The following is a 15,342-nucleotide window of genomic DNA, read 5'->3' on the forward strand; positions in this document are numbered from 1 at the left end:
GTCCGCACGACCGTGCGAGAGCCCGCACAGATGAGTCGGAGCGGGCGACGTCCCAGGTCGGCGGGGGTGACCGGGGCCGAGATCAGCGCAGCTGCGCCGGGGCCTCCATGGCGATCCGCTCGAAGATCTTGTCGTCCGCGGCGAAGTCGGAGTCCGGGATGGGCCAGTGGATGACGATCTCCGTGAAGCCCAGCGCCTGGTAGCGGCCGGCGAAGTCCACGAAGGCGTCGAGGGACTCCAGCGGTCGGCCCCGGTCCGGGGTGAACCCGGTGAGCAGGATCTTGTCCAGGGTGCTCACGTCCCGTCCGAGCGCCACACAGGCGTCCGTGAGCTTCTCGATCTGGCCGCGGACGGCCTCGACCGACTGTTCCGAGGTGCCGTTCTCGAACAGCTTGGGGTCGCCGGTGGTCACCCAGGCCTGGCCGTGGCGCGCGGCGAGCTTCAGGCCGCGCGGGCCGGTCGCGGCGACGGCGAAGGGCAGTCGGGGGCGCTGTACGCAGCCGGGGATGTTGCGCGCCTCGTGCGCCGAGTAGAAGTCACCCTCGTAGGACACCGAGTCCTCGGTGAGCAGCCGGTCGAGAAGGGGCACGAACTCGGCGAAGCGGTCCGCCCGCTCGCGCGGGGTCCACGGGTCCTGCCCGAGGGCGGTGGCGTCGAAGCCGGTGCCACCGGCCCCGATACCGAGGCTGACCCGGCCACCGGAGATGTCGTCCAGCGAAATCAGGTCCTTGGCGAGGGTCACCGGGTGTCGGAAGTTCGGAGAGGTCACCAGGGTGCCCAGACGCAGGCGCTCGGTGGCGGACGCGGCGGCGGTGAGCGTCGGGATGGCACCGAACCAGGGGCCGTCGCGGAAGCTGCGCCAGGACAGGTGGTCATAGGTGTACCCGGTGTGGAAGCCGAGCTGCTCGGCCCGTGTCCAGGACGAACGGCCGCCCTCGTGCCAGCGGCGGTACGGGAGGATCACGGTGCTCAGTCGCAGACTCATGGCATCGAGCGTATGCGCCGACGGTGTTTCACGTGAAACAGTTACCGGGCGCGCCGGGCCAGCCACGGGGTGAGTCCGACCAGGATGAACTCCTTGTGTACGCGATCGCCCGGCAGCGGCACCATCAGGAACTGGCTCGGTGGAAAGCGCCGGCGCTTCACCCAGGCGTGGCCGTCGTAGAGGGAGCGGAGGAAGGCCGGTACGTCGTCGCGGGCGACGTCGGGGCACTCCACGCCGTCGACGGTGATCAGGGCGTCGTCGTCCGGATAGAGCCGTACGCGCACATGAGGCCGACCGCCCAGGTCGACCTGCGCCTCGTGGGGGAGGGAGCCGTCCGGGTCGACGGTGACGCCGACGCCTGCCGCGGTGCGGCGGGAGGTCCGGTCGGCGCCGATGTCATGAGTGACCTCGATCTCGAGTGCGTACTCGGCGGCGATGGCGCGCAGCGCGGTGACGGCGGCCTCGGTGGTGGGGAACTGGTCCATGACTCCGATCTTGCCGAACGAAGCTCAGTGCGACCCGGCAAAGCACAGGTATCGCGGCGGTACGGCCTTCGTCAGCCAGACGCCGTTCGCGCTCACGTGGAAGACGTGACCGTCGCGCCGCATGGCCTCCGCGTCCACGACGAGCACCACCGGCCGCCCTCGGCGGGCGCCGACCCGGTTCGCGGTCTCCCGGTCGGCGGAGAGATGCACGTCGTGCCGGTTCATGGGCCGCAGTCCCTCGGCCCGGATCGCGTCCAGACACCTGGCCACCGTCCCGTGGTACAGGTACGGCGGTGGGGTCGCCGGTGGGAGGCCGAGGTCCACGTCGATGCTGTGGCCCTGACTGGCGCGAATACGGGTGCCTTCGACCGCGAACCGCTTCTTGTCGTTCGCGGCGACGACGTGATCGAGTTCTTCCCGCGTGAAGTGGAACCCGTGGGCCGCGGCGGCCGCGATAAGCGTCTCGATCTCGACCCAGCCGGCCTCGTCCAGGCCGAGGCCGATGCGCTCGGGTTGATGGCGCAGATGCTTCGAGAGGTACTTCGACACCCGCACGGTGCGTCTTTCGTCCATTCGGTCAGCATGGCGGGCGAGATGCGGATCACGCATGGAATTCTGGTATCGATGTTTGATCCACAAGTAACTGCGGTTATCCACAGTCGAATTGGCGCTTCTGTGGACAACGGACGTGTGGTGCAGGGCAGTTCGTCGACAAGGGGCGAAACAGGCGGACTTGGGGCGGCCGTGCCCAAGGGAGCCGTGTGGAACCTCACTTCAATCCCCCTAGCAACTCTCCACCACCAAGTCCCCTACAGCGGCGGCTCGATCCGGGCGAGTCTCCTCAACGCCCCCGGTGCGAAGCGGGACAGCGCATGGGAGACCCTGGCCTCAGGCGTCACCGGGACCACCGCCTCGTTGCGGACGACGGCGCGCAGAATCGCTTTCGCGACCTTCTCCGGAGGGTAGTTGCGCAGTCCGTACATGCGCCTGGCGCGCTTCCGGCGGCGCTTCTCCTCCTCCGCGTCGACACCGACGAACGTCGCCGTGGCGGTGATTCCGGTGTTGACCAGGCCGGGGCAGATCGCCGTGACACCGATGTCCCGACCGGCCAGTTCGGCGCGCAGGCATTCGCTGAGCATCAGCACGGCCGCCTTGGACGCACTGTAAGCGGGCAGTGACCTGGAGGGCTGGAAGGCAGCCGCGGAGGCGGTGTTGACGATGTGGCCGCCCTGACCCCGGTCCGTCATCTGCTTCCCGAAGAGACGACAACCGTGAATGACTCCCCACAGGTTGACGTCCAGGACCTTGCGCCAGTCCTCCGGCGTGGTGTCGAGGAACGAACCCGACAGTCCTATGCCCGCGTTGTTCACCAGCACGTCCACCACGCCGTGTTCGGCGAGGACCTTCGCCGCGAGCTTCTCCATCGCCTGCCCGTCGGAGACATCCACCGTCTCCGCCCAGGCCTCCTCGGCCCCCGTGCGACGGGCCATCTCAGCGGTGAGGGAGGCGCTTTCGGCGTCGCGGTCGACGGCGATCACCCGCGCGCCCGCCTCGGCGAACGCGCACGCCGTCGCCCGTCCGATGCCGCTGCCCGCCCCGGTGACCAGCACCAACTGACCGCCGAACCGCTGGGCGTACGGGCCGGCCGCCTTCGGTGCCGGCGCAGCGCCCGGCGTATCGCCCTCGGTGTCGACCGAGTGCACAAAGTCCGTGATCCAGGAGGCCAGCTGATCGGGTCGCGTGCGCGGCACCCAGTGCTTCGCCGGAATCGTCCGGCGCGTCAACTGTGGCACCCACCGCTCCAGTTCGTCGTACAGCCGCTCGGACAGGAACGCGTCCCCCAGGGGCGTGATGAGCTGTACGGGCGCGTGCGCGTGGGCGTCCGGGCGCGGACGACGCAGCCGGGGCCGCACGTTGTCGCGGTACAGCCAGGCGCCGTGGGCGGCGTCGGAGGGCAGCGAGGACGTGGGGTAGTCGCCGCCGGGCACCTTCTCCAGCCGCCGCAGGATCGCCGGCCAGCGCTTGCCGAGAGGACCGCGCCAGGCCAGTTCGGGCAGCACGGGGGTGTGGAGCAGGTACACGTACCAGGACTTCGCCCCCTGACCCAGGAGCTGGCCGACGCGGCGCGGGGTGGGCCGGGTGAGGCGCTTGTCGATCCAGTGACCGAAGTGGTCGAGGGACGGGCCGGACAGCGACGTGAAGGACGCGATCCTGCCTCGGGTGCGCTCGACCGTGACGAACTCCCAGGACTGTACCGATCCCCAGTCGTGGCCGACCAGATGCACCGGACGGCCGGGGCTGACCGCGTCCGCGACCGCGAGGAAGTCGTCCGTCAGTTTCTCCAGGGTGAAGCCGCCCCGCAGCGGCCGGGGCGCGCTGGACCGGCCATGGCCCCGGACGTCGTACAGGACGACGTGGAAGCGGTCGGCCAGCCGGGACGCCACCTCGGACCACACCTCCTTGCTGTCCGGATAGCCGTGCACCAGGACGATCGTCGGCCGGCCGGGATCCCCGAGTTCGGCCACGCACAGCTCGATCCCGCCGGTCCGCACCCGGCGCTCGCGCGCACCTTCCAGCATCGTCACTTCTCCTCCGTCTTCCCTGCGCCCAGCGCCGCACATGCGGCGGATCGTCGTCCGGCCAGAAGGCGCTCTCCTCGCCGGTCCCGGGAGTCGGCGACCACCACGGTCCCCCACCAGGGTCTCCTGGAAGCCCGCGCCGTACCCCGGAATGCGGCGTCCATCACCTCCTTCCGAAGCGGATGGCCACCGAGCGGGCCCGAACATCTCCGCCGTCGTCATGCCACCCCCGTCCCACCGCACGCGCCGACTCGGTATGTGTCCGTGATTCGCCGGCCCGAATCTGGCACTTGTTAGAGAAAGCGTCAACAGGGCGGGGGTGAGGCGTCTGATCACCGGGTTCTGTAGCTCTCAGGATGGGGAACCTTTACGGGCCCGTACCTCTCGAGTCGGAGACCAGGACAGCTCTGCGGTCTGACGACCGGCGTGGTCCGCGTCACTATCGTCGAGGACGTGACTGTGATCGCGACCGAAAGCCTGAGTAAGCGGTTCCCCCGGGTGACCGCTCTTGACCGGCTCTCCGTGGACGTCGGACCCGGTGTGACCGGACTCGTCGGTGCCAACGGGGCCGGCAAGTCCACATTGATCAAGATCCTGCTGGGTCTGTCCCCCGCCTCCGAGGGCCGCGCCGAAGTGCTCGGACTCGACGTCGCGACCGAGGGCGCCGCCATCCGGGAGCGCGTCGGCTACATGCCGGAGCACGACTGCCTGCCGCCGGACGTCTCGGCCACCGAGTTCGTCGTGCACATGGCCCGCATGTCCGGCCTGCCGCCGACCGCCGCGCGTGAGCGCACCGCCGACACCCTGCGCCACGTCGGACTGTACGAGGAGCGCTACCGCCCGATCGGGGGCTACTCCACGGGCATGAAGCAGCGCGTGAAGCTCGCCCAGGCCCTGGTCCACGACCCGCAGCTGGTCTTCCTCGACGAGCCGACCAACGGCCTCGACCCGGTCGGCCGCGACGAGATGCTCGGCCTGATCCGCCGCATCCACACCGACTTCGGCATCTCGGTCCTGGTCACCTCCCACCTGCTGGGCGAACTCGAACGCACCTGCGACCACGTCGTCGTGGTCGACGGCGGCAAGCTCCTGCGCTCCAGTTCCACCACCGACTTCACCCAGACCACCACCACCCTCGCCATCGAGGTCACCGACACCGACGAGCACCCGGACGGCACCCGCGCGGTCCGTCAGGCGCTCCACGCGCGCGGAGTCGACGTCCTCGACGCCGACAGCGGCCTGCCCGGCGCGGGCCACGTCCTGCTGCTGACCGCGCAGGGCGAGGACACCTACGACGTCGTACGGGACGTGGTCGCCGACCTGGGCCTCGGCCTGGTGCGCATGGAACAGCGCCGGCACCACATCTCCGAGGTCTTCCACGACAGTGACGAGCAGCGGAAGGAGGCCGTCGGCCATGGCAGTTGAGCACCCGGTGACCACCCCCTCGGGCGACCAGACCCGCATCCACAACATCGGCTACCGCAGTTACGACGGCCCGCGCCTGGGCCGCGCCTACGCCCGCCGCTCCCTCTACTCGCAGTCCCTGCGCGGCGCCTACGGCCTCGGCCGCTCGGTGAAGTCCAAGGTGCTGCCCATGCTGCTGTTCGTGGTGATGTGCGTGCCCGCGGCCATCATGGTCGCCGTCGCCGTCGCCACGAAGGCCAGGGAACTCCCGCTGGACTACACCCGCTACGCGATCGTCATGCAGGCCGTCATCAGCCTCTACGTCGCCTCGCAGGCACCGCAGTCCGTCTCGCGCGACCTCCGCTTCAAGACCGTGCCGCTGTACTTCTCCCGGCCGATCGAGACCGCCGACTACGTCCGCGCCAAGTTCGCGGCGCTCGCCTCCGCCCTGTTCATCCTCACCGCCGCACCCCTGCTGGTGCTCTACGTCGGTGCCCTGCTGGCCAAACTCGACTTCGCCGACCAGACCGAGGGATTCGCCCAGGGACTCGTCTCCGTGGCACTGCTCTCGCTGCTCTTCGCCGGTCTGGGTCTGGTCATCGCGGCGGTCACCCCGCGCCGCGGCTTCGGCATCGCGGCTGTCATCGCCGTCCTGACCATCTCCTACGGCGCCGTCTCCACGCTCCAGGCCATCGCGGACGCCCAGGGCAGCACCGGAGCCATCCCCTGGATCGGCCTGTTCTCGCCCGTCACCCTCATCGACGGCGTGCAGTCGGCGTTCCTCGGCGCCAGCTCCGCCGCTCCGGGCGGGATCGGCCCCTCCGACGGGGAGGGCGCCGTCCACGTCCTCGTCTGCCTGGGCCTGATCGCCGCGTGCTACGGCCTCCTGATGCGCCGCTACAAGAAGGTGGGACTGTGACCACGCTCGCCCTCGACCACGTCTCCCGCTGGTTCGGCAACGTGGTCGCCGTCAACGACATCACCATGACCGTCGGTCCCGGAGTCACGGGCCTGCTCGGCCCCAACGGCGCCGGGAAGTCCACGCTCATCAACATGATGGGCGGTTTCCTCGCCCCCTCCACCGGCACCGTCACCCTCGACGGCCGGCAGGTGTGGCGCAACGAGGACATCTACCGGCACATCGGCATCGTCCCCGAGCGCGAAGCCATGTACGACTTCCTCACCGGCCGGGAGTTCGTCGTCGCCAACGCCGAGCTGCACGGCCTCGGCGCCAAGGCCGCCCAGAAGGCCCTGGCCACGGTCGAGATGGAGTACGCGCAGGACCGCAAGATCGAGACGTACTCCAAGGGCATGCGCCAGCGGGTGAAGATGGCCAGCGCCCTCGTCCACGACCCGTCGCTGCTCCTGCTGGACGAGCCCTTCAACGGCATGGATCCGCGCCAGCGCATGCAGCTGATGGACCTGCTGCGGCGCATGGGCGACGAGGGCCGCACCGTGCTGTTCTCCTCGCACATCCTCGAGGAGGTCGAGCAACTGGCCTGGCACATCGAGGTCGTCGTCGCCGGACGCCACGCGGCCAGCGGTGACTTCCGCAAGATCCGCCGGCTCATGACCGACCGACCCCACCGCTACCTCGTGCGTTCCAGCGACGACCGCGCGCTCGCGGCCGCGCTGATCGCCGACCCGTCGACCTCCGGCATCGAGGTCGACCTCGCCGAGGGAGCCCTGCGCATCCAGGCCGTCGACTTCGGCCGCTTCACCGCACTGCTGCCACGGGTCGCCAGGGACCACGGCATCAGGCTGCTCACGGTCTCGCCGTCCGACGAGTCCCTCGAGTCCGTGTTCTCGTACCTGGTCGCGGCGTAGGAGGCCGAAGATGTACGACCCCACAGTCGCCCGACTCACGTACCGAGCCCTGCTCGGCCGACGCCGGGCCCTCATCCTCGGCGCGCTGCCGCTGCTGCTGATCGCCATCTCGGTGGTGGTGCGCGGCCTCGCCGGCGCCGATGACCAGACCGCTTCCGACCTGCTCGGCGGCCTCGCGCTCGCCACCATGGTGCCGATCATCGGCGTCATCGCCGGCACGGGCGCGATCGGGCCCGAGATCGACGACGGTTCCGTGGTGTATCTGCTCTCCAAGCCGCTGAAGCGGCCGACGATCATCTTCACCAAGCTCATCGTCGCCATCGCGGTGACGATGGTGTTCTCCGCGCTGCCCACCCTGATCGCCGGGTTCATCCTCAACGGCAACGGCCAGCAGATCGCCGTCGCCTACACGGTCGCCGCTCTGGTGTCCTCCATCGCCTACGCCGCGCTGTTCCTGCTGCTGGGCACGGTCTCCCGGCACGCGGTGGTCTTCGGTCTCGTCTACGCCCTCGTCTGGGAGGCGCTGTTCGGTTCGCTGGTGCCGGGTGCGCGCACGCTCAGCGTCCAGCAGTGGTCGCTGGCCGTCGCCGACAAGGTCGCCGGCGGTGACCTGATCACCTCGGACGTCGGACTGACCACGGCGACCGTCCTGCTGGTGGCGGTGACGGTGCTGGCCACCTGGTACGCGGGACAGAAGCTGCGGGCGCTGACGCTGGCGGGGGAGGAGTAGGCGGCGGGACTCCTGCCAGGGGCCCTCGTGGGCCCCTGGAGGTGTTTTGACGGGGGCTTCACCTGTGCCCGGGCACACTGGGCCGACGGATACGGCCGTGAGGACGGCAGGAGGTCGGGATGGCGGACGAATCGGCGCGGTTCGGCGGTCGTGAGCGTGGGGAGGACCGCGGGCGGTCGGAGGACGGGCCGCAGGACCGGGCCCCGGACCGGGGCTCGGACGACGGCTTCGGTGATCTCGTTCTCGACGAGGACTTCGTCGGGGCCGCCGAGACCTCCGAGCCGTCCGCCCGTGCACGGATGCTTGCCGCGCGCTGGCGCGCGGAGGAGCCCGAGCCCCAGCCCTGGCGCTCGGACGAGCCGCCGGCGGGGTGGTTCTTCAGCAAGGCGCGCCGACGCAGGTGGCGCCGCCGCTAGGTGTATTGATCACGAGCGTCGTCGACAGTCACGGGTCTTGATCATGGCGAAGACCTCCGGTGTGGTGGAGCTGTCTAGGACTGCACCGCACGGAGGTCTTCGGGGTCCCACCGTCATGCCCGGTTGACCGTCTTCGGGAGACGGCTGCTGGTCGAACGTGTCCGCTCAGGTCGTCCGGTCGCACACGTGGCGGCCGAGATGGGCATCTCACGGGCCACCGCCCACAAGTGGATGCGCCGGTGGCGGTCCGAGGGCGAGGCCGGGCTGCACGACCGCTCCAGCCGGTCGCACAGGACGCCGCACCGCACCCCGGCCGCGCTGGAGGCCCGTGTCTGCGACCTGCGCCAGGCCCGCAAACTCGGCCCGGCCCGGATCGGGCCCGTCCTGGGCCTGCCCGCCTCGACCGTGCCCCGCATCCTGACCCGTCATGGCCTGCACCGCCGGCCTGGCTCGGCCCACCCACCGGCGAACCGATCCGACGCCAATGAGCGAGACCGACCCTGCGAACTGGTCCACGTCGACATCAAGAAACTCGGCAACATCCCCGACGGCGGCGGCTGGCGAACCGTCGGCAGGACGGCCGGCGACCACAACCGGCAGGCCACCACCGACGAGCGCCGCAACTGCAGGCCGGTGATCGGCTACAGCTACATCCACTCAGCCGTCGACGACCACTCCCGCCTGGCCTACAGCGAGGTCCTGCCCGACGAACGCCAACACACCGCCGCTGCCTTCTGGCAGCGGGCGAACGCGTTCTTCCAGACTTACGGCGTCACCGTCGAACGGGTGCTGACGGACAACGGCTCCTGCTACAAGTCCAAGCTGTTCACCCAGACGCTGACCGCGGCCGGCATCGCCCACAGGAAGATCCGTCCCTACCGGCCACAGACCGACGGCAAGGTCGAACGCTTCAACCGCACCCTCCTCGACGAATGGGCCTACATTCGGCCCTACACCTCAAACCACGAGCGGACCGAAGCCCTGACAGACTTCCTCCACACCTACAACCACCACCGCTGCCACACCGCACTCGACGGAAACCCGCCCATCAGCCGCGTCAACCACGCTGCGGGTCAATACAGCTAGGGCGTGTCGGACATACCTAGGGCGCGCCGTCCCGCCGGGGAGGACTCGGCCGACCCGAACCCGTGTATCCCGCGCTCGCACAGCTGTTTTATTCGGTGGCACCCGACTCGTCGCGTGGGCAGGATGGTTGTCGTCCGCGGCGCCGGGGATCCGGCGCCACACGCTGGGAGAGGAGCGGGGCGATGCCCATGCACGGCAGTACGTCCAGCTCCCGACAGGGCAGCCGACGGCGGTCTCCGGAGTAGTCACCTCTCCAAGGAGTCCGCCCCACGGGGAGCTGCCCGGGGCGGCCGCTTCGAGCACGCGATGTCGCTCTCGCGTGAGGCCGCCCACCCGGAGGATTGGCCGAGTGGTAAGGCACCGGCTTGCTAAGCCGTGGTCGGGGGTAACCCCGCGCACGTTCGATCCGTGCATCCTCCGCGGGACGTTGTCACTGCGACCGGGCCGGAGGTGTCGGCCTGGGGTATGTCGAGAAGGCTCGGGTCGGTTGGCGCCGGGGCCGGGGCGGGTCCGGGGCAGCGGTGCGGGTGCGTTGGGACTGGTCGCGCAGCTCCCCGCGCCCCTGGCCGGCCTCCGGCGACCGCGCGCTCGCCGTCCCCTGCGGCGGTGCCGCGGGCTACCGGCCGCCCGCGGCGGTCCCGCGCGCTCGCCGTCCCCCGCGGCGGTTCCGCGGGGTACCCGGCGCCGGGGCGCGGATGGTGTCGGTTGCCTGTCGGATGGTCGCGTCCGGCGCCCTGTGGCCGTGCCGACCCTGTTCGCCGTCCGGCCCCGGCCTCCCCGTCGCGCCCGACTATCCCAGCAGTGTTTCCAGTACCACCGCGATGCCGTCCTCCTCGTTGGAGGCGGTCACTTCGTCGGCTACTGCCTTCAGGTCCGGGTGGGCGTTGGCCATGGCTATGCTTCTGGCGGACCAGGCGAACATGGGGATGTCGTTGGGCATGTCACCGAAGGCGATCGTGTCCGCGGCCTTCAGGCCGAGGCGGCGGGCCGCCAGGGAAAGGCCGGTGGCCTTGGACAGGCCGAGGGGGAGCAGTTCCACGATCCCCGCGCCGGCCATCGCGACCGTGACGAAACCGCCCGCGGCCTGGCGGGCCGCCTCGGCCAGCTCGTCGTCCGACAGTCGGGGATGCTGTATGTAGATCTTGTTCAGCGGGGCCGACCAGAGGTCCGACGCGTCGGTGAACGGCGTCGACGGAAGCCTGCCGGTGACCGCATAACCGGGGCCGACCAGCACCTCCCCGTCCAGCCCGTCCCGGCTCGCCGCCAGGTACAGCGGGCCGACCTCCGCCTCGATCTTGGCCAGCGCCACCCCGGCCAGCTGCCGGTCCAGGGTCACCGAGGTCAGCAGGCGGTGTGCGCCGGCGTCGTAGACCTGAGCGCCCTGACCGCAGACTGCGAGGCCGTCGTAGCCGAGGTCGTCGAGGATGTGGCGGGTCCACGGGACGCTGCGGCCGGTCACGACGATGTGAGCCGCGCCCGCCGCGGTGGCCGCGGCGAGGGCGTCACGGGTGCGACGGGAGATCGACTCGTCGGAGCGCAGCAGCGTCCCGTCCAGATCGGTCGCGATCAAGCGGTACGGAGAACCCGGGGTGGCGGCCTCGCTCACTTGGCCACCGGCTCCAGGACTTCCCGGCCGCCGAGGTAGGGACGCAGTACCTCGGGCACGCGCACGGAGCCGTCGGCCTGCTGGTGGTTCTCCAGGATCGCCACGATCGTGCGCGGTACGGCGCACAGGGTGCCGTTGAGCGTGGCCAGCGGGCGGACCTGCTTGCCCTCGCGGACGCGGATCGACAGGCGACGGGACTGGAACTCGGTGCAGTCCGAGGTCGAGGTCAGCTCGCGGTACTTGCCCTGGGTCGGGATCCAGGCCTCGCAGTCGAACTTGCGCGCGGCCGAGGAGCCGAGGTCACCGGAGGCGACGTCGATCACGCGGAACGGCAGCTCCAGCGAGGTCAGCCACTGCTTCTCCCACTCCAGCAGGCGCTGGTGCTCGGCCTGCGAGTCCTCCGGAGTGACGTAGGTGAACATCTCCACCTTGTCGAACTGGTGGACGCGGAAGATGCCCTTGGTGTCCTTGCCGTGCGAGCCGGCCTCGCGGCGGAAGCACGGGGAGAAGCCCGCGTAGCGCAGCGGCAGCCGCTCGGCGTCGATGATCTCGTCCATGTGGTACGCGGCGAGGGCGACCTCGGAGGTGCCGACGAGGTAGAGGTCGTCCTTGTCGAGGTGGTACACGTCCTGGGCCGCCTGGCCGAGGAAGCCGGTGCCCGCCATGGACTGCGGGCGGACCAGGGCGGGGGTCAGCATCGGCGTGAAGCCGGCCGCCGTGGCCTGGGCGATCGCCGCGTTGACCAGGGCCAGCTCGAGCAGGGCACCGATGCCGGTGAGGAAGTAGAAGCGCGATCCGGAGACCTTCGCACCGCGCTCGACGTCGATGGCGCCGAGCAGCTGACCGAGTTCCAGGTGGTCCTTGGGCTCGAAGCCCTCGGCGCCGAAGTCCCGGATGGTGCCGTGCGTCTCCAGCTCGACGAAGTCCTCCTCGCCGCCCACGGGCACCTCGGGGTGCACGAGGTTGCTGAGCTGGAGGACGAGCTCCTGGGTCTGGGTGTCGGCCGCGTCGCGCTCGGCGTCGGCGGCCTTGACGTCCGCGGCGAGCTGGCTCGCCTTCTTCAGCAGCTCGGCCTTCTCGTCCGGGGAGGCCTTGGGGATGAGCTTGCCGAGCGCCTTCTGCTCGGCACGCAGCTCGTCGAAGCGGACGCCGGACGACCTGCGCCGCTCGTCGGCGGACAGGAGAGCGTCGACGAGCGCGACGTCCTCTCCACGGGCGCGCTGGGACGCGCGCACACGGTCGGGGTCCTCACGGAGCAGGCGAAGGTCAATCACATGCTCAAGGCTACCGGTGCGGGGTGACGCCTCACGACTGACTATCGGGGAGCGTGCCTTATGGTCCGCTATGGGGGGATTGCTCCATGTTTCCCTGGAGCGGGCCCCCGGGGTCAAGGGAAGTCGTCTCAAACCCTGGACGGGCGGCGGTGCGGCGGGGTGTTGACTCGATTTCCTTGCGCGGGGCGGGACTTGGGGGTGGGTTGTCCACAGGAGTCCCCAGCGGGAAAAAGTTATCCACAGGCTGTGCGAAAGATCTGTGGACACCAGATTCGATCATTCCGAAGGGGCCCGACCACAGGTGAATTCCTTCGTCAAACCCCTCTCGCGCCCACTTTGGGGTGAAAGTAGGTGGCCCCAAGGGCTCGATTGAGCGAAACAGGTGGACGAAGGGTGACCTGAGAGGGTGAGGGCCCACTTGATGGATGTAGGGCGATTTGTCGATCGAATGGCGCTTAGGTGTCGACTTGTCCCCAGGTCGAGATACCGCCCTGTGGATAACTCCTGTGGATAACGAAGATATGCAGGTAGGTCCGGCGGTGCGGCACGGGTAGGGCGCGGGTGAGGCAGACGCGGGGCACGCGTGAGCCACCCGTCGCCTTCCCGTAACCCGGTCCGCCCCAGGCCCGACCCGGTCTAGAACCGGCCGTCCTGGCAGCGCGTGACCCATTCCGCCGCCGCCATGAACTCGCCCTCCGACGTTCCCGGCAACGGCGCCGGCACCTGCGCCGCGGTCACGTCCGCGCGCGGATAGGAGCCGAGGAAACGCACATCGCGGCAGATACGCTTCAGGCCCATGAGCGCCTCGGCCATCCGTCGCTCGGAGATATGACCGGCCGCGTCGATGCAGAAGCAGTAGTTGCCGATGCCGGCGCCGGTCGGCCGCGACTGGAGCACCATCAGGTTGATGCCACGGGTGGCGAACTCGCCCAGCAGGTCGCGCAGCCCACCCGGATGGTCGTCTCGCTGCCACAGCACGACGGACGTCTTGTCGGCGCCGGTCGGCGCGGCGGGCCGGGCCGGGCGGCCCACCAGCACGAAGCGCGTCTGCGCGTTCTCCGCGTCGTGGATCTCGGTCTCCATCGCCTCGAGGCCGTAACGGGCCGCCGCGAACTCGCCCGCGAAGGCGGCGTCGTAACGGCCCTCCTGGACCAGGCGTGCGGCGTCCGCGTTCGAGGCGGCCGACTCCCACACGGCGTCCGGGAGATGGGCCTTCAGCCAGTTGCGCACCTGCGGCTGCGCGGCGGGGTGGGCCGAGACCGTCTTGATCTCCGACAGCTTCGTGCCCGGCCTGACCAGCAGCGCGAAGGTGATCGACAGCAGCACCTCGCGGTAGATCATCAGCGGCGAGCCCGCGACCAGCTCGTCGAGGGTCGTGGTGATGCCGCCCTCGACCGAGTTCTCGATCGGCACGAACGCCGCCTCGGCCTCGCCGGTGCGGACCGCGTCGAGGGCGGACTGCACGGACACATACGGAATCAGCTGCCGGGTGGCCGCCTCCGGAAGCGTGCGCAGGGCCACCTCAGTGAAGGTGCCCTCGGGGCCGAGATACGCGTAGCTCGCTGGCATGGCCTCACCCTAATGGGCTCTCGAGAAACGAGGGACGCGCCTCTCACATGCGCCCCTCACGCGAGTGAACCGGGCGTGACCTGCGCCCGGCGCGACTCACCCCTCCAGCAACCGCTGCCCCACGAACTCGCCCTCAGCCGCCCCGCCCGGCACCGCGAACAGGCCGCTCGACTCATGGCGGATGTACTTCGACAGCGCGTCCCCGCGGTCCAGCTTGCGCTGCACAGTGACGAAACCGCGCAGCGGATCGGCCTGCCAGCAGACGAACAGCAGCCCCGCGTCCGGCATCCCGTCGGCGTCGATGCCGTCGTGGTAGGAGAACGGCCGGCGCAGCATCGCCGCGCCCCCGTTCTGGTCAGGGCGTGTGATCCGGGCGTGGGCGTTGATCGGGACGACCAGGTCGCCGTTGGCGTCGGTCTTCTCCAGGTCCATCTCGGCGGTCTCGGCGCCCCCGGACAGCGGTGCACCGTCGGCCTTGCGGCGCCCGATGACCTGCTCCTGAGCCGTTACCGACAGCTGCTCCCAGTCATCGAGGAGCATGCGGATCCGGCGTACGACGGCGTAGGACCCGTTGGCCATCCAGGCCGGGTCGTTCGACCCGGACTCCGGCACGAAGATCCGCTCGGCGAAGTCGGCCTCCGTCGGCTTCGGATTGCGCGTGCCGTCCACCTGGCCCATCAGATTCCTGGCCGTCATGGGCCGAGCGGTCGCGCCCGGCGTCCGGTTGAAGCCGTTCATCTGCCAGCGGACCTTCGCCGCGCTGCCCGCGTCCTTCTGGATCGCGCGCAGGGCGTGGAAGGCCACCAGGGCGTCGTTCGCCCCGATCTGCACCCACAGGTCGCCGTTGCTGCGGGACTTGTCGAGCCGGTCGGAGGAGAAGTCGGGCAACGGGTCCAGGGCGGTCGGACGCTGTTCCTCCAGGTTGGTGCGGGCGAAGAAGCTGTGGCCGAAGCCGAAGGTGATCGTCAGGGAGGATGGGCCCGCGTCCCGCGCCACGTCGGTGTCGTCCTGCGCCGCGGGCTCGCCCGCCATCAGTCGCCGGGCCGTCTCCGACCAGCGGCGCAGCAGTGCCGCGGCCTCCTTGCGGCCCGCGCTGGCCGCGAGGTCGAAGGCGACGAGATGGCCGCGGGCCTGGAGTCCCTGGGTGATGCCGGGCTGATGTTTCACGTGGAACATCGCCCGGTCGGACCCGATCGAGGACAGCGGGGCGGCCTGCGCGGGAGCCGCGGCATACCCGGCGGCGCCGCCCGCGCCACCGACCACGAGTCCGGTGGCGCCGGCAGTGCCCAGCAGCCTGCGTCGCGTCAGGCCCGCCGCGGGTGTCCCGGGGGACAGGGGCTTCTCCGAGGCCTTGGGAAGGGTCTGGTCAGACATGGGTGGT

General features: G+C 70.1%; 13 protein-coding genes, 1 tRNA gene and 1 pseudogene. 7 read left to right on the plus strand and 8 right to left on the minus strand.

The window, feature by feature from the left end:
• Positions 1-82: 82 nt before the first annotated feature.
• The 4 genes from ACZ5Y0_RS22830 to ACZ5Y0_RS22845 form a co-directional block, all read right to left on the minus strand.
• Positions 83-985: an LLM class flavin-dependent oxidoreductase gene (locus tag ACZ5Y0_RS22830; RefSeq protein ID WP_469130525.1), complete on the minus strand. Its 903-nt coding sequence runs from the start codon at positions 983-985 to the stop codon at positions 83-85.
• 41 nt (positions 986-1,026) lie between these two features.
• On the minus strand, positions 1,027-1,470 hold the full coding sequence (locus ACZ5Y0_RS22835; RefSeq protein WP_469130526.1) for a hypothetical protein: 444 nt from the start codon (positions 1,468-1,470) through the stop codon (positions 1,027-1,029).
• 24 nt (positions 1,471-1,494) lie between these two features.
• On the minus strand, positions 1,495-2,043 hold the full coding sequence (locus ACZ5Y0_RS22840) for an RNA 2'-phosphotransferase (protein ID WP_469130527.1): 549 nt from the start codon (positions 2,041-2,043) through the stop codon (positions 1,495-1,497).
• A gap of 236 nt (positions 2,044-2,279) precedes the next feature.
• Positions 2,280-4,049 (minus strand): SDR family oxidoreductase, encoded by a 1,770-nt coding sequence (locus ACZ5Y0_RS22845; RefSeq protein WP_469130577.1) that lies wholly within the window; start codon positions 4,047-4,049, stop codon positions 2,280-2,282.
• Between the two features lie 459 nt (positions 4,050-4,508).
• On the opposite strand from ACZ5Y0_RS22845, the gene ACZ5Y0_RS22850 reads away from it, so the two are divergent.
• The 7 genes and pseudogenes from ACZ5Y0_RS22850 (at position 4,509) to ACZ5Y0_RS22880 (ending at position 9,932) form a co-directional block, all read left to right on the plus strand.
• A complete protein-coding gene (locus ACZ5Y0_RS22850; protein WP_469130578.1) occupies positions 4,509-5,474 on the plus strand; it encodes an ABC transporter ATP-binding protein in 966 nt (321 codons plus the stop codon).
• Positions 5,464-6,372: an ABC transporter permease subunit gene (locus ACZ5Y0_RS22855; RefSeq protein WP_469130528.1), complete on the plus strand. Its 909-nt coding sequence runs from the start codon at positions 5,464-5,466 to the stop codon at positions 6,370-6,372. The genes ACZ5Y0_RS22850 and ACZ5Y0_RS22855 overlap by 11 nt, the downstream gene beginning before the upstream one ends.
• Positions 6,369-7,280: an ABC transporter ATP-binding protein gene (locus tag ACZ5Y0_RS22860; protein WP_469130529.1), complete on the plus strand. Its 912-nt coding sequence runs from the start codon at positions 6,369-6,371 to the stop codon at positions 7,278-7,280. Before ACZ5Y0_RS22855 ends, ACZ5Y0_RS22860 begins: the two co-directional genes overlap by 4 nt.
• Positions 7,281-7,290: 10 nt before the next feature.
• On the plus strand, positions 7,291-8,010 hold the full coding sequence (locus tag ACZ5Y0_RS22865) for an ABC transporter permease (RefSeq protein ID WP_356569963.1): 720 nt from the start codon (positions 7,291-7,293) through the stop codon (positions 8,008-8,010).
• A gap of 119 nt (positions 8,011-8,129) precedes the next feature.
• On the plus strand, positions 8,130-8,426 hold the full coding sequence (locus ACZ5Y0_RS22870; protein ID WP_469130530.1) for an SGM_3592 family protein: 297 nt from the start codon (positions 8,130-8,132) through the stop codon (positions 8,424-8,426).
• Positions 8,427-8,519: 93 nt separating this feature from the next.
• Positions 8,520-9,512: pseudogene (locus tag ACZ5Y0_RS22875) on the plus strand (IS481 family transposase); the annotation flags it as partial.
• 335 nt (positions 9,513-9,847) lie between these two features.
• A tRNA-Ser gene (locus tag ACZ5Y0_RS22880) sits at positions 9,848-9,932 on the plus strand.
• A 370-nt stretch (positions 9,933-10,302) separates the two neighbouring features.
• On the opposite strand, the gene ACZ5Y0_RS22885 is transcribed toward ACZ5Y0_RS22880, so the two are convergent.
• From ACZ5Y0_RS22885 to efeB, 4 genes are all read right to left on the minus strand, one after another.
• Positions 10,303-11,118 (minus strand): HAD family hydrolase, encoded by an 816-nt coding sequence (locus tag ACZ5Y0_RS22885; protein ID WP_469130531.1) that lies wholly within the window; start codon positions 11,116-11,118, stop codon positions 10,303-10,305.
• The gene (gene serS / locus ACZ5Y0_RS22890) at positions 11,115-12,392 is read right to left on the minus strand and encodes a serine--tRNA ligase (protein WP_469130532.1); all 1,278 of its coding nucleotides are present in this window, start codon (positions 12,390-12,392) and stop codon (positions 11,115-11,117) included. The genes ACZ5Y0_RS22885 and serS overlap by 4 nt, the downstream gene beginning before the upstream one ends.
• Positions 12,393-13,028: 636 nt before the next feature.
• Positions 13,029-13,961 (minus strand): prephenate dehydratase, encoded by a 933-nt coding sequence (pheA, locus tag ACZ5Y0_RS22895; protein ID WP_469130533.1) that lies wholly within the window; start codon positions 13,959-13,961, stop codon positions 13,029-13,031.
• 96 nt (positions 13,962-14,057) lie between these two features.
• Positions 14,058-15,335: an iron uptake transporter deferrochelatase/peroxidase subunit gene (gene efeB, locus ACZ5Y0_RS22900; protein WP_469130534.1), complete on the minus strand. Its 1,278-nt coding sequence runs from the start codon at positions 15,333-15,335 to the stop codon at positions 14,058-14,060.
• Between the last annotated feature and the right edge of the window lie 7 nt (positions 15,336-15,342).

Source organism: Streptomyces sp. NPDC033216 (genome assembly GCF_055577115.1).

Excerpts from the sequence above, each read along its gene's own strand:
- ACZ5Y0_RS22830 (WP_469130525.1), bottom strand. The coding sequence starts at position 985 with ATGAGTCTGCGACTGAGCACCGTGATCCTCCCGTACCGCCGCTGGCAC.
- ACZ5Y0_RS22865 (WP_356569963.1), top strand. The coding sequence starts at position 7,291 with ATGTACGACCCCACAGTCGCCCGACTCACGTACCGAGCCCTGCTCGGC.
- ACZ5Y0_RS22855 (WP_469130528.1), top strand. The coding sequence starts at position 5,464 with ATGGCAGTTGAGCACCCGGTGACCACCCCCTCGGGCGACCAGACCCGC.
- ACZ5Y0_RS22845 (WP_469130577.1), bottom strand. The coding sequence starts at position 4,049 with ATGCTGGAAGGTGCGCGCGAGCGCCGGGTGCGGACCGGCGGGATCGAG.
- efeB (WP_469130534.1), bottom strand. The coding sequence starts at position 15,335 with ATGTCTGACCAGACCCTTCCCAAGGCCTCGGAGAAGCCCCTGTCCCCC.
- ACZ5Y0_RS22870 (WP_469130530.1), top strand. The coding sequence starts at position 8,130 with ATGGCGGACGAATCGGCGCGGTTCGGCGGTCGTGAGCGTGGGGAGGAC.
- ACZ5Y0_RS22835 (WP_469130526.1), bottom strand. The coding sequence starts at position 1,470 with ATGGACCAGTTCCCCACCACCGAGGCCGCCGTCACCGCGCTGCGCGCC.
- pheA (WP_469130533.1), bottom strand. The coding sequence starts at position 13,961 with ATGCCAGCGAGCTACGCGTATCTCGGCCCCGAGGGCACCTTCACTGAG.
- ACZ5Y0_RS22840 (WP_469130527.1), bottom strand. The coding sequence starts at position 2,043 with ATGGACGAAAGACGCACCGTGCGGGTGTCGAAGTACCTCTCGAAGCAT.